Source organism: Candidatus Melainabacteria bacterium, assembly GCA_003963305.1.
Classification (GTDB): domain Bacteria; phylum Cyanobacteriota; class Vampirovibrionia; order Obscuribacterales; family Obscuribacteraceae; genus PALSA-1081.
The window spans coordinates 1-14,470 of sequence record RXJR01000041.1 but is presented as its reverse complement, the minus strand read 5'-3'; the positions used below and the strand labels follow the sequence as shown (position 1 = coordinate 14,470).

General features: G+C 49.2%; 10 protein-coding genes. 6 read left to right on the top strand and 4 right to left on the bottom strand.

What is annotated here, in order from left to right:
• Positions 1-295 precede the first annotated feature (295 nt).
• A complete protein-coding gene (locus EKK48_31140) occupies positions 296-880 on the top strand; it encodes a hypothetical protein (GenBank protein ID RTL34607.1) in 585 nt (194 codons plus the stop codon).
• A 193-nt stretch (positions 881-1,073) separates the two neighbouring features.
• Here the strand turns inward: EKK48_31140 and EKK48_31135 are convergent, their stop codons facing one another.
• Complete coding sequence (locus tag EKK48_31135; GenBank protein ID RTL34606.1) at positions 1,074-3,134, bottom strand: hypothetical protein; 2,061 nt, start codon at positions 3,132-3,134, stop codon at positions 1,074-1,076.
• A 302-nt stretch (positions 3,135-3,436) separates the two neighbouring features.
• Between EKK48_31135 and EKK48_31130 the strand changes: the two genes are divergently transcribed.
• Positions 3,437-3,892, top strand: a complete 456-nt coding sequence (locus EKK48_31130; GenBank protein ID RTL34605.1) for a hypothetical protein — start codon at positions 3,437-3,439, stop codon at positions 3,890-3,892.
• Positions 3,893-4,081: 189 nt separating this feature from the next.
• On the opposite strand, the gene EKK48_31125 is transcribed toward EKK48_31130, so the two are convergent.
• Positions 4,082-5,998 carry a hypothetical protein gene (locus EKK48_31125; GenBank protein RTL34604.1) on the bottom strand — a complete coding sequence of 639 codons (1,917 nt, stop codon included), beginning with the start codon at positions 5,996-5,998 and terminating at the stop codon, positions 4,082-4,084.
• 128 nt (positions 5,999-6,126) lie between these two features.
• Here EKK48_31125 and EKK48_31120 point away from each other — a divergent pair, with 128 nt between their 5' ends.
• On the top strand, positions 6,127-8,181 hold the full coding sequence (locus EKK48_31120) for a hypothetical protein (GenBank protein RTL34603.1): 2,055 nt from the start codon (positions 6,127-6,129) through the stop codon (positions 8,179-8,181).
• 155 nt (positions 8,182-8,336) lie between these two features.
• Positions 8,337-8,960 (top strand): hypothetical protein, encoded by a 624-nt coding sequence (locus tag EKK48_31115; GenBank protein ID RTL34602.1) that lies wholly within the window; start codon positions 8,337-8,339, stop codon positions 8,958-8,960.
• A gap of 180 nt (positions 8,961-9,140) precedes the next feature.
• On the opposite strand, the gene EKK48_31110 is transcribed toward EKK48_31115, so the two are convergent.
• Positions 9,141-9,971: a VWA domain-containing protein gene (locus EKK48_31110; GenBank protein RTL34601.1), complete on the bottom strand. Its 831-nt coding sequence runs from the start codon at positions 9,969-9,971 to the stop codon at positions 9,141-9,143.
• A gap of 158 nt (positions 9,972-10,129) precedes the next feature.
• Between EKK48_31110 and EKK48_31105 the strand changes: the two genes are divergently transcribed.
• Together EKK48_31105 and EKK48_31100 are read left to right on the top strand one after the other, a co-directional pair.
• Complete coding sequence (locus tag EKK48_31105; protein RTL34600.1) at positions 10,130-11,725, top strand: hypothetical protein; 1,596 nt, start codon at positions 10,130-10,132, stop codon at positions 11,723-11,725.
• Positions 11,726-11,758: 33 nt separating this feature from the next.
• Positions 11,759-13,129: a serine protease gene (locus EKK48_31100; GenBank protein ID RTL34599.1), complete on the top strand. Its 1,371-nt coding sequence runs from the start codon at positions 11,759-11,761 to the stop codon at positions 13,127-13,129.
• Positions 13,130-13,187: 58 nt separating this feature from the next.
• On the opposite strand, the gene EKK48_31095 is transcribed toward EKK48_31100, so the two are convergent.
• Entirely contained in the window at positions 13,188-14,249 is a 1,062-nt protein-coding gene (locus tag EKK48_31095) for a winged helix-turn-helix domain-containing protein (GenBank protein ID RTL34598.1), read from the bottom strand.
• Positions 14,250-14,470: the final 221 nt, after the last annotated feature.

Below are 14,470 nucleotides of genomic sequence, written 5' to 3'. Positions count from 1 at the left end.
GAATAATGTACGCAGCAGAATAATGTACGCAGCGGAATAAGGTACACAGCGGAATAATGTACGCAGCAGAATAGATTCCATAGCGAATTATTAACAGGCAGAGGCTAATGCACCCCTGGGAACTTTCTTTTTAAAGAAGTCCAGGAAGAAACAATTTGGTCACTTTTGAATCGCATAATTTTATCGTCACCGCGAAGCTGAAGTTCGCCGGTGGCTTTACTAGACAATCCAAGCTGGCTCTTCGAAGCGTCTTAGATTTTCGATTTTGTAGATCCTGTGAAGGAGACAATCAGAGATGAGATTACTCAGCAACAGAGTTTACCTTTTACTGGTTTTACCGGTGATTTGCAGCGCCGCACAGCAAAAGTGTCTCGCAAATCCTGGCGATCTGATAACTCACACATCACGTCCCACTACTACAGTTCACTCGACCGTCACGACCTATAGAGTGGCGGGATGGCAACATGAACTTACAAGCGTCACTCCCAACCTCGGAAATTATTACTGGGAGCCCATGACAAAGCGCGTATGCAACACAACCAGAACCACTTCAAAGGGCGCTACCGCAGCACCGCCGATAATCACCCGAGGTCCACAGTACATCAAACCAAACTTCGTTCCGTTGCCTGCAGTAAGTCATCCGCAACCAAAAATAGCCGTAGCTCAGGCACTGCCGCCAACGGCTGCGCGCACATCCACCAGCCTTACTTACAGCACCGCAACTCAGCCGGCACTCTCCTACCAGAACACTAGTTTGAGCTGGTCCTCGACAAAACGGCCAGAAGCCACAGCCGCTGTGACTCTTGGCAGCCGAGAATCCGTTTACGGTGTTTTGAAAACTCCAATCAGCTCTATGAGGGCACGAGCGCAATCGTTATAACCAAGAAACTATCAACGCCAGATCCATGCAGGTGTCGCGGACGCTACTAGTATCCGTGTACATCGGGTGACGCGGGTTTCCGTGTATCGCGGGTGACGCAGGTATCCGTGTATCGCGGCTGACGCGGGTATCCGTTGGTATCCGTGCATCGCGCAAACCTTCTTATGTTCTGTCGGAACAGCTTCAGGTGAGATCAGTGGAATCGTGATGTCTTGAAGTGGTCAACCTTGCAGTGAGCCAAACTCGAACGAAGCTGGCTTACAACACCCTTGCTTACTTTCGGGCAGGAATTCAACGTCAAATGGTCCAGCGTACCGCAATTTACCAACTGGCGGACGCCTTCGTCAGTAACATTAGTACCGCTCAAATATAGTTCGTGCAGCGGCATACGGCTAAGTTTTGCCAACGTTTTGTCGGTGACATCGGTACCATTCAGATCGAGACTGCGCAGGTTTTTTAGCCTTTCTATATTGCGCAATCCGTCATCACCAATGCGCAACGATCCCAGTCGCAGACCCTTCAATTTCTTCAAACTCATCAATTTATTGACGCCATCGTCAGTGATACCAGAGTTATGACAAAGAGATAGATATTCAAGGTTCGGCATTTGGACGATCTGATCGATGCAGTCGTCATTAAGATTATTCTCCTCGATCTTAAGAACCTTCAACTTGGGAAGTCCAATCAGAGAACGTAAATGCCTGGTTTTGATAAGAGTTCTATTCAGCTCAATATTTTCCAGGGTTTTAATGAATGCAAGATTCTGAAGATCCGATACTCCAGTCTGGCTCATTTGCAATATCTGCAGAGGCAAGTGTGTTACGTATTTAAGTCCAACCCCTGTGATACTCGTGCCATTCACATCTAACCTGATCACATCGTTGCGCTCTTTGCACCATTTGAGAGCTTCATCAGAACAATCAAGAGATTCAAGTGATACTTCTGATGTACCGTTCAGGATGATAGACCTCGCCAGCTCATTGGGATCATCGAGTTTTTGATCTTTCAAGTACTCCTTACCACTGAGCTCTTGTTTTTCCTTAACGGGAGGAGCAGGCGCTGGCCAGAAGGAAATGCCGGCGACAATGACTGTAGTCAAAGCGGCAGCGACAGCAATTACGTGGGTCAGTTTGAATTTACTGACAGGCGATGATTCGAAGTCCAGATGGTGCAAAAGAGTTTTTAGCGGTGAATCCAATATCTTTAAAATACCGGTTAACTCATGCTCGAGTTCCGGCATAGTCTGCCAACGATCTTTCTGATCTTTTGCCAACGCTTTAGAAACAACTTTTTCAACTGCGGCTGGGAAATTTTCGCCTGGTGCATTCACTCTCAAAGCAGGCACTGATTCGTTTAGATGCGCATACAATGTCTCAAAAGCGGACGCACCTCGAAACGGTACAACTCCAGTCAGCATCTCGTACATAACACAGCCAAGAGAATAGATATCAGAGCGCTCGTCTATTCCACGACCAACGGCTTGCTCAGGGCTCATGTAGTAGGGACTGCCAAAGACATCGCCTGTTCGCGTCAAATCATGACGATCGTTCGCCTCGACTACTTTTGCAATGCCAAAATCAATAATTTTCACCAATTTAGAACCATCAGGCTGATCGATCAACATGATATTTCCTGGTTTCAAATCACGATGCAAAACCCCCTGGGCATGCGCATAGGCCATGCCACGGGCAACTTGAATGCAAATTTCCAAAGCCTGGCGAAGCGGCAACTTACGCTGCAACTCAATCGTGCGAGCAAGAGATGTTCCTTCAATGAAGTCCATAACCATGTATGGACGTCCGTCCGAAGAGACACCAAAATCATGCGATGTAATCAGATTGACATGATCCAATTTACTGATCGCTTTTGCTTCTCGTTCGAAGCGCAAAATAGTTTCGTTATTGTGCACGGAGTGCAACATTTTTATTGCATACAATTTTTGCAACGCGGGCTGGCGAGCTTTATAGACAACGCCCATTCCACCTTTGCCGACTTCCTCGACTATTTCGTAGCGACCTTCGAATTCAGAGGAGATAGGCTTTTCGCCAATGAAAAAGGACGACTCAGCAGCGTCCTCGTGGTTCGAACTTTTGATTTTTTCGAGAGAATGGGAAGCCAAAGGAACTCCAATTGGATGCCGTGCGTGTGTTACCTCAGTCTGATATTCCACAGCAAACTCACGATCAGATCGGTTATCCAGGTTAACTCTTTTAGATATCCGATAGTAGATGCAAATGTGTTGCACACCTGACATCTGTGAAGTGAAAGTTTTCTGGAGGACAATTTTGGTTGGAGAATTAGCCTACTCATCATTGATGATTTGAGAAATGTCCCCAATTTTGGAAAAGTCGGCGAATTGCACTTCCAGAAATCGGTTTCGGGTTATCGAATTTTTTCCGATATCGGAAGAAATTCATGGGCAAATCCTTCAATTCGCACAATGTACAACCGCCAGTCATATTGTCAAGCGGACAGAGGCGCCCATAGACTTTTCTGGAACAATGGCACAACTGACTCGTCATAGCTCAGAGGTAAAATGCGATTCTGGAGGGTTATATGAATTCGATCAAGAACAGCTTGATGGGTAGCCTGGTGCTTCTGTCCGTCCTGAGCTCGGCACCGGCACTTGCTGAACATAGTCATCACTACGACAACCATAGAAACGACTGGGATCATCGCGACATCAACGTTCGTGTAAACGATAACTACAAAGGTAATTACAACCGTGATTACGACCGCCACTACGATCGCCATTATCGACACCAAAAAGCGATGTGGAATAACGACTGGAACGGACAGAGAACGCTCTACAGAAACAATTGGAACCGCATTTCCCGCGAGCGCCAAAAAGAACTAGACGCTCAGATGCGCGCTCAGTGGCTGGCATATCACCACAATAATTGGAACGGCTCTTATAACTGGAATACGTATAACGATCCGCTGTTTCTCGACTATTTGCATACTTCCAATCCAGGATTACTGAACACAGTGCGCAACTACCTTGGATTTTAGAGCACACTAGCTCAGGATTAATAAAGAGGGGGGCGCTGCTCCCCTTTTTTACTTTAACCAACCGAAGATGAAACCTGTGGTTCTTTACGTAACGACAAGTTAGCGACTACTGCTTGCGCACCACATTCGGTGACGAGACAGGCTAGCAAAAACAAGCGATTGTACATGGATGCCAAATACATATGGACACTAGTTCTTCAGATTTTCCGGCATGTCCGATTTGCCAGCATCCGAACCGGTCTTCTCCCGAGGCTGCGCAACTGCGCCGGAAGGACGACTTCCAGAACGTCCGTGATGGAAACTACCGATTGAAGGCATGCGATCCATGCCACCACGCTCCTGATGAACATGATCTGGTAGTGGAATTGGAATCGCTGAGTTGCGATCCGGTGCAGTCACGGGCATCTGACCCTGGTCTGGTGATGATGGTACCTGCGTCCCTCGTTCAGGCGCGACAGGCGGCAAGCTTCGATCGGGGGCGGTACGTGGCATTTGCCGACCTGATGACTGTTGTATATTTCGTTGTGGTGCGTTGTTCGGTTTGTTACTGACAGTTGCTCCAGCTGGGGTAGCGCCGTTCGCTTGTCCAACCCTACCGTTTGCTTGTCCAACCCTGCCATTCGCTCCCCTATCGCTACCGATCGCTGGTCTAGCACTGCCATTCTCTATAGCGGCAGATCCATTTTGACCAGAACTATCTCTACCTACAGATCCCCGATGTTCTCCCGGTAGCTCATCAACAGGTGCTCGACGATGTCCGTCAGAGTCGCTTACCTTTCCGGCAGTCGATTTCGAGTTGCGCTTCACGTGACGATGAGCCCCGGACGTTTTGGAGATAGACGTATCGTCGTTATTCGGCGGCAAAACCGGCGATGGGGTTGAGACTGCTGACTCAACTTTATGATTGGGGTGAACTTGCTTGTCAGACTTTTTAGTGGAGAACATTACGGCGGCAGAAATCGCACAAGCAGCGACGATGAGTGCTGCGCCGATCATAACTACGAAATTAGGCTTATTTACTTCTTTTCGAGCGCGGCTACGTGTTGCATAACTTCCTCCGGATGTAGAGACCTCTTGCACAAGATTTTCACTGCCAGGCGACTCTCTGCGATACTCAGATTTTGGATTCGACACAACCGAGGTTTTGTTGCCTTGATCGCCTGTGCCTGGAGTCGTTTTGGACATCTCGACGGTCGTTTTCGGCATCTCGCCAGTTCCTTTCGTCACCCCAGCAGCCGGCTTCGCCATTTCTACAGTCGGTCTGACTGCCGCAGAAAGCGCATCTACACTGAATTTACGGGGCAAAGGTGTCGCGATATTATCAACGACCCTGACCAACGTAACCGTAACATCATCGTCGCGCATCAAAAAATTTCCGTCACTGCCTCTGGTAGCACGGGCATGGTTAACAAGAGATACGAATGCGTCCAATGAGTGGATAGAATCAAGTGATTCTACCGCTGAACGAGTCAAGCCTGCTTCCATTTGACTCAAAAACCAACATGCCACCGTATCTGACATCAGCAAAAACAAGTCCCCGGATTGCCAACTGCCGTCGACAGCAACTTTCTTGCTATCAAAAACATTGCCATTCCGCTCAGGCACACTGCAAAGCAGAAGTGGAAAATTAGAAAATGCAGACGAGCTAGCAATTGGGAAAGAGCTGATACATTCGCCGTTACGAATCTGAAACACACAGCAATCGCCAATGGCCATAGCAGACCAACGTTTCGACCGTTCGTACAATGTCAATCCAACGAAAGCAGCAAAGGCGCCAAGTTCAGCTTTCTCTTCTGCGTACCAGGGCAGCTGCTGCTTAGCCACAAAGTCAGACCAGGCATTTTGTTCTTCGATTACTGTTTCAGCAGTAATATCCGATTCCCACTTGCCCGCACCGTAACCAAAAGCTAGCAATTGAGCCCATAACTTAGAAAATATGGAATCGGTGGCGCCATCGCTTACAGAGGTTCTGAATAAATCAACGCCTTCTTGGGCCACTTCATACAACTGCGTGCCATCCAGTTCACCCGGAAAGTATGCGTCTTCGCAGTCGACAAAACTCCTACCTGCCTTTGGCAAACAGAAAGTTTGACACGCGATCCGCACAACCGGCTCCTCTGTATGTACACCAACATGACCATCATTTTCGCACTATTCCTTTCTACCCGCTGACTCTGCCAGAATAAAGCGTAAATGCCTATCAAACTGGGCAAATTAACAGGCAGGAGCATGTAATGAGTAGTTCTGCGCAAGAGACGACAAGGGTTTGCCTGGCTTGTGGGCTCGAGACACAAGACGAAATTACACACTGCCCAAATGACGGTTCTTTGCTTGCCGCAGGGTCTGATCCGCTGGTTGGCACCACATTCCTGGAAAAGTATCAGATTACTAAGGTACTGGGCCGCGGCGGCATGAGTGCCGTTTACAAAGCTAAGCATTTAATGATGGACAGGTATGTCGCCATTAAATTTCTCAGATCCGAACTTGTACATGACAACGTAATGCTGCAAAGGTTTCAGCTGGAATCGAAAGCTGTAAGTCTTTTGAAACATCCCAATATCATCACAGTGCACGACTTCGGTCTGACTCCTCAAGGAATTCCGTACTTGATTATGGATTTTCTCGAAGGAAAGACTGTTGCCGACCTGATCGCTGAACATGAGATTCTGGAACCTGCGCGTTGCGTAAATTTATTCACGCAAATATGCAACGCGCTAGCACACACACACAACAAAGGTGTTGTTCACCGAGACATCAAGCCAAGCAATCTGATTGTATCCATCGGAGACGACGGGCAAGAAATTGCTCAAGTTGTTGATTTTGGTATTGCGAAATTGCTGGAAAGAGAAGCAAGCGGTGCAGCAAAACTTACTGCCAGCGGAGAGGTTTTCGGTAGCCCTGCGTATATGAGTCCTGAACAATGCAGCGGTTCTGCAATCGATGCACGAACAGACATCTATGCGTTGGCCTGCGTTATCTACAACTGTCTGACTGGCCGTCCACCTCTACTCGGCCGCAACGCCATGGAAACTGTGTTGATGCATGTGCGCGAAATGCCGAAACCATTCGGTGAGATACGTCCCGACCTTTCCCTATCTCCGGTTCTTGAACGCGTAGTCTTCAAGGCTCTAGCGAAGGATCCGGATGAGCGCTTTGGCTCGATGTCTGACTTCGGGGCAGAACTGGCAAAGTCCCTTCTTGAAAGTAACAACAACACTACGTGGGTCATTCCTGCGAGCGCCCAAAAAGCGCTTCAGGAGAACGAACTAGCTCAACGATACGAACATACCGTACCGATTGCACAATCACCAACACCAACACCAACTTCGCCAACAAATCCACCAAATTCAGCTCCGAACTTACCAACAGTTCCAACGAATCCAGCTCCAATTTCACCAACAACTCCAACAACACCAGCTCCAGCAACGCCAACGGCAGCAACAGCTCCAACAATTCCAGCAACATCCACGCCAGGTCCGGCACCAAATGCGACACCGCAGCCCAAGCTGCCGATGCCGTCGGAACCCACACTAAATATTCGACCAGACGCCATTCAGCCTAGCGCAGAGCTGGGACACGCGGATCCGGTCGTCTTGCTGACCGGCGGCAGCGAGCACAACGATAACCTGCTGACTCCAGCGCAAGAGAGTAATTCCCGCGGTCGAATGAATCCAAATGCAATGATCATGCCCGGCAGTGACCTATTTGGCTATGATTCCCTCAAACCGGCGCTGCCAGATCAAGTCATCGTCAATCAAAGTAAGCCAAGTAAACCAAACGAGTCCACAAATAAAGTCGAAGACATCCCGCTTGTAGCTCCTCCACGGCTTAACACAAGCACGCCAGTCCATCCCCAATCGCCACCGGATCGGCTAACAAATTCAACGTCCAACCCAAGTCAACTAACGAACCCAGCAAACCAAACGAACCCAGCAAACCAAACGAATCCTACGAGCCCGACATACCAGCCGAATCCTACAAGCCCAACATACCAGACGAATCTTACAAGTCCGACACACCATACGAATCCGACAAAACAGACAAATCTTACGAATTTTGCTCAATCACAAAGTCCCATCACCAGAAACCAGGAAACGACCTCGGATTCGACGGGCCAATCAATTTCGCAAGATCAGTCACAACCAAATTGGCAAACTTCGAGTTCGAGTTCGCCGGATCCATCTGAAGCAAACACGAACAAGCTTATCCTCATACTTGGCATAATCCTGGCTGCCTTGATTCTGCTCACGATTGTAATCCTCATATTCAGGGCGCAACAGGGCGGCTGAGAACACCAACGGGTCTCTCTTTCATTCGACTTTCAGCCCCGTTGAATTAGTTAAATTTTTCATGGAAATGCGCCAGATCTGACCAGGATCTATAATGTTAAGAGGTCAGTTCAGAAGGTCCACGCCTGGTGAAGATTAGTCGAGCACGAGTATTAGTGTCAGTCAGCATACTGATTGGGGGATTGTCCCGCCCGATCGATGCAGACGCCAGAGGTTGGCAGCAATGGGTGCAGCAGGGCGCCAATATCGTTCGAAGGGGTGTACAAATCCGTAATGAAGCGGCCGGTTCATCGGGGAGCGGCTATTCAGGCGGCGGATATCACCAGGCGCCTCCGGATGCTCCAACGTACCAACCAGCTGCGAGCGGCAGCCCTGGCTCGAACTACTACAACATCGACCCATCGACTATGAGAGTACCGACCAGGCATGCTGAACAGACTCCCCCACCTGAGCAACCGGCTTACACTCCTCCGACATATCAGCACTCATACACACCCAGATCGGCTTATCATACGGGCTCGGACGCCAGTTCAGAGCAGCAGCAGCAGAACGTGCACATGCCCGCATACACTCAGAAAAAGCCTCTGCGCGCGCGAGCGGTCGTCAAACATGTAGACAAGCCCGAGAAGTCCGCTGTAGTTGTCGTTCACTCTCCACCTGAGCCAAAACCTCAGATTATGGAAAAGCCGGATGTACTCAAACCTGCCACTACCCTCGATACCAGCTGGATTCTGCCGACAGTCGATAGAGTCGAAGCAAAACTTCGCCTCAAAAGCTGAATCCTGATTGCCTACCCTGGTTGCCTAGCCTGGTTGCCTACCCTGGCTGCCTAGCCTGGTTGCCTACCCTGGCTGCCTAGCCTGGTTGCCTACCCTGGCTGCCTACTCTGGTTGCCTACCCTGGCTGCCTACTCTGGTTGCCTACCTGGCTGCCTACCCTGGTTGCGCTACCCTGATTACCTAGACGGTAGAAACCGTATTTTGTCCTCGCGTACCAATTTCAAGCAGACTGGTCAAACAGGTCAGGTCAGCATTGAAAGCAAATCCTCTTGCTCCATCAGCGATTTCAAAACGAAGTTCCTTGCTCGTTTGTTGCATCTTCGTCGGCAAAGGGCTGGACATGCGGAACAGCATCCGAGCATAGGGATCAGCCAACTGCCCTTCACCATTGGGAAATATGATGCTTGGGGCATTTGTCGACGATACATGGACGTTGAAGACCAACGTATTACCATTCGTGGTCTGGATCCGTTTCAGATTCTCGGCATCTTCACTAGGATTTCCGTCTGTCGAATCACCATCTGTGATATTCAAAACCATGGGTGGATAACAATTTGGATATTGTGCGACAAACTTTTCCACAATCCTCTGGGCGCTCTTAAATGCAGCGCACATCGGCGTCCGACCATTCGCAACCGGGTCAAACCAGACCTTCGTGCGTATTTTTTCAACACCTTCCGGCCGCTGGATCGTCTTTACATCGATCCGGGCCGCCTGCGCCAGGTCTGAAATACAGACCGATTCGGCACCCTGAAACTTTCCAACAAAAGCGGGACCGACCTGAGCACCGTAGCCGATACAGCTGATGTAATAGTATGGGAAAACCTCACCCATACCAATCGTACAGCGAATTACAAGGCTGTGTAAAAATCGATTCAACACTTCCGCGACGCCATCGCATTTGCGTTTGCTTGAATCGCCTTTGATACCATCTTCCATCGACTCGGACTGGTCGACTAAACAGATAATGGCAGCGGGATTGGTGCGGCTTATTTGGGCGTCGTATGGCACTAGATAAACTCCTGATAAGAGAACACCGGAGAAAGCTGGAAGCAGTGCACATTATATCCTGGCGAGCCTTTGCTGATTAGCTTTTAGTGCAGGACATTTTAGAAGGGTATAAAATCATGTTTGAATTGGGTGAGCGTATTGAGGATCGGGACTGAAGCGTGTCGAATTGGCCGGTAGCAGCGGATTACGATGAGTCGATCCAAAATCCGCATTTGAATTTCGAAGACAGCGAGCTCAAAGAAGGAGAGCCTGAGTACGATCCTTACGGCTCTCCGGCAGTACGCAGCGGCAACTTTGCAAGCGTCTACATGTTGCAGGGTCCGCGGCGCAAAGTGGCGGTCCGCTGCTTCCTGAGAGAGATTCCAGACCAACAAGAAAGATATGCAGCAATCAGTCGGGACCTGCTTGGTTTGGGATTGCCTTATACAGTCAATTTCGAGTTTCTGCCGAAAGGAATAAAAGTACAAGGCGAATGGTTTCCAATCCTCAAGATGGACTGGTGTGAAGGAGAACAGCTAGACAAGTACCTCGAGCGAAATCTGGAAAATCAAGCCAAATTGCGCCGTCTTGCCGATAAGTGGTTTGAAATGTCACATTCATTGCGCAAGGTCGGAATCGCGCACGGTGACTTAAGCCACGGTAACGTCATGGTCCTGGATGATGAAATCAAGCTGATCGATTATGACGGCATGTTCGTACCTCGACTGGCAGGCAGAAAAAGCAATGAGCGCGGTCTTGAACACTATCAACACCCTGGTCGCACCGACAATCATTTCGGTCGTTATCTGGACAATTTTTCAAACTGGGTTATGTACACAACTCTGGTTGGACTCGGTGAAGATAAAGAGCTATGGAAGCTGGTCAACATTGCAGATAAACATTTGATTTTCAGCAAGAGCGATTTTGAGCATCCAAACCGATCTAAGACCTTCGACATCCTAAAAAGTCACGAGGATAAAACACTCAGAACATATGCCACCACTGTGGAAAACCTTCTGCAGTACGATGTCGAGCAAATTCCAGATTTTCACCCGGACAAACCGGTCCTCTATCCACCCGAAGCTTTCCAAGCAAAGAAACCGGCCTCTGCAGGCGTGGGCGACCGGGGCGGACTGTTCAAACCGATTGACGATCAAACCCTGGGCGATCGGGGCCGATTATTTGAAACAACAAAGAAAGAGAGCGATCGCGGCGGTCTTTTTGCAGACACTGGAAATGAGCCAGAGAATAAACCTGAGCAACCTAAAAGCGACGGTATATCAAGATACGGACGTAAGCTGGGACCGGCTCAAATTGCAGTGGGATCACTGGCAACAGTTGCCATAATAGCGCTCGTCGGATTCGGAGTTTTTACGTCGATGAAGCATGAGACGCCCGAGTCGATTCTCACAGACGGCATCGACGCAGAGAAATTGGGCAAATCTTTTGATGCCAGAAAGAAGTTTCTGCTGGTTTCAGACGACGATAAGGTAGATGCCAAAATCCGTTCCAAGGCACACACACTGATGGGCTTGAGCTACGCAAAAGAAGGACTTACAAAGAATAACAAGGACAAGATGGATGAAGCAAAGGAGTCATTCACAAAGGCTATCGCTCTTGATTCAACCAACGCTGATGCGTTCTACGGCCGTGGAAAAATATATGAGGCGAGAAAAAACTTTAGCGACGCCAAAAGTGATTTCGCGAGTTCAGAGCGACTAGACAGTAATGTGGAAGACTATAAAACAGCATTGAAGAATGTAGAAGACAAGTAAAAGCACCCAGATCCCTCGCAAAAGGATATTAATATGTCGCAAGACCGCGGAGAAGTACCTTCAGATGGAGAACGTTTACCAGATCGAGGTCAACCTCCTGAAGAGGATCAGGTGCGCAACACGATGCCTTCGCAAGTAGCTGCGAGCTACGACATGTTCGGCAATCCACTCATGCCTGCCGCCCCAGACCGGGTGCCCGGAGGTGACCGCGGCAATCTAGGTCAAAACGATGGCGACCGGGGCAATGCACTTTCGTCAGGGAATAGCACTGCACCGCAGCCGGTGCCAATCGTTTACACCGAAAAGAAACCCATTTCAAATAACGTCAAGATTGCGGCGCTGGTAGGTTCGATATTTGCGGTAGGAACGCTAGTTTTTGTTCTCATGGCAAACCCGCTCAAACAATCATCATCAGACAACAAAACCGGAACCAATACGGGTTTCCGCATAGCGATGCCGGAGTTGCCAAAGCAAGTTTTAAGTCCGCACGAAATTTTCAAAACATGCGGACCTTCCATCGTCACCCTGCAAATTCAGACAAAGGCGTATCAAGTTTCAATTCCAAAATACGATCTGGTTTCGATAAGCGATCCTGAAAGTCCAATTCTCGCCGTTCTTGATGATGACGACCAGCCGCACCTGTATCAACAAGGCAAAGCAGTATCTGCAGCAGGAGGAATCGTTGTTACCTCCCGAGGCAAGATACCGGCGATCATTAAACTTTCAGGCACCACACCAGTCATTTCCTTGATTGACTCAAACGGCGTTAAACGTGCAGAAATTCGCGGCGTGCTGGAAAAGTATCTCACTGTCGCAACAGGAAGCGGATTTTTCGTACGCCCGGATATCGTGGTCACGAACTACCACGTCGTCTCTAATGGAGACCTTGGAGTAGCTGGCTACATGGGTGGTACAGCGCAAATCACCGACGATCCGGCCAAGTATGAGTTGACACGCAAGCCAATCGCTTCCGATAAGGAACACGATCTTGCTCTTGTTTACGTTCCAGGCACAAAGGCAAAAACACTGCCGATGCGCACCGACTTTGGCTCATTGACTGTAGGCGAACCGGTTTACGCGCTGGGTAGTCCAAAGGGCGTGGCTGGCTCTATGTCCGAAGGTCTTATCTCGTCCGACAAATTAAGAGGTAAAAATCCACGCGACCCTGATTTGCCGAAGTTGTATCTACAGCACTCTGCCAAAATCGATCATGGGAACAGCGGGGGACCACTCGTCAACAACAGAGGCGAGGTCATAGGCGTGAACACGGCAGGAGTAGGTAATGGCACTGTCAATCTGGCAGTTGTCGCCAAGTTCATTGAGGATTTGCTAAATCAGCCCGATACTCAAGCTAAAATCGACCAACTGCAGAAAGCAAACCAGACAGACCTGAGAGGCGGTTAGAGCCAAAGCCAAAGCTCTGTCTTTCTGGTCCTTCAGGCGAACCATTAGCAAAAGCTGGCTACTCCTGTATCCGCAGGAAGTGCCTCATTCGTTCAATTTCCTTTGCCAATTCAGATTTGAAATTTGAATCACGAGGTCGTCGGCTAACGAAACCCGTCTCAACGTCGAGCCGACCATCTAAGTTTCCGACATTAGCCCAACCAATAATGTCGTCTCTCCACAAGAGAGGCAAAGAGTAATATCCACGGACCCTTTTTGCAACGGGAGTATAAGCCTCGAACCTGTAACTCCAGTTCCAAAACAACTCGAAACGATTTCGATCCCAGACGAGCGGATCAAATGGAGCCAGGAACCTCACCACCCGCGGTGGCTCATAATGCGCACCTGCAGTGGGCACCAGGTGAGACGGAATAACGTACCTGACGTTATCGACATCAACCGTTTTCAAATCACCACTTGAAACCAGCTTAGCAAGAACCTCCCGCACGTTGCAGGACTCCGGTCTAGAAAAGCGCAGACTCTGCAAAGTTCTAAGCGGTGAAGGCGCAAAAATATTGGCCACCAATTTCACCAGACGTACACTACGCTCCTCTTCCGACAGCGCAACAGTCTTGTTTAAATTAGCCTCGTAAATACGTATACCCTTCTCGCGTCTGACCACTCGCAACAAACCACGCCGATGAAGGTGTTCTAGCGCATGAGTAGTAGCTTTGGAGTAGCCACCCCAGGCATTAATCACACGCTCTTTGCCGCAGTGCTCCTCAAGTTCACGAGGATGCATGGCACCATACTTCCGCACCACGGATAGTACTTTCTGTTCGACAGCCGACAAAGCATCGGACTTACGCGGATGCAACAGCTGCCAATTTTCGTTGGGAAGAAAACCGTAGGCATACAGATAGTCCTCCTCAAGATTTAGTGATGCGTATTTTCTATCAAGGTCACCAACGCGATAATTTTTGACGCGTTGCCTGAGAATTAGATCTTGAGCTGTAGCTGGAGAGCGTATCGGATCAGCCTGGACGAAACCCAAACGCCCAATAGCGTCCTGCAACTTAGTCGGCGTAAACAGCGAATTTTGAATCGCAAGTGCGCGAAGATGGTGAACATTCTGGATCAAAGATGCAATACCAAATGATATTCCAAATAAAAACACCACCCGAATCGCTTCGCGGTGGTGTCTTTACTACTGCCTGACTGTCCTTTCGAGGGACTCAGTATTTATGCACGCTTCAGTCAGTCCGTCACGCGCACCGGGCTCTCTGCTACGGTTTCTGGTCAGCGCCGACCTGTCGTTTCCGCATTGCCCCTCGGCTCAAAGCATTGAACATTTAAGTCATT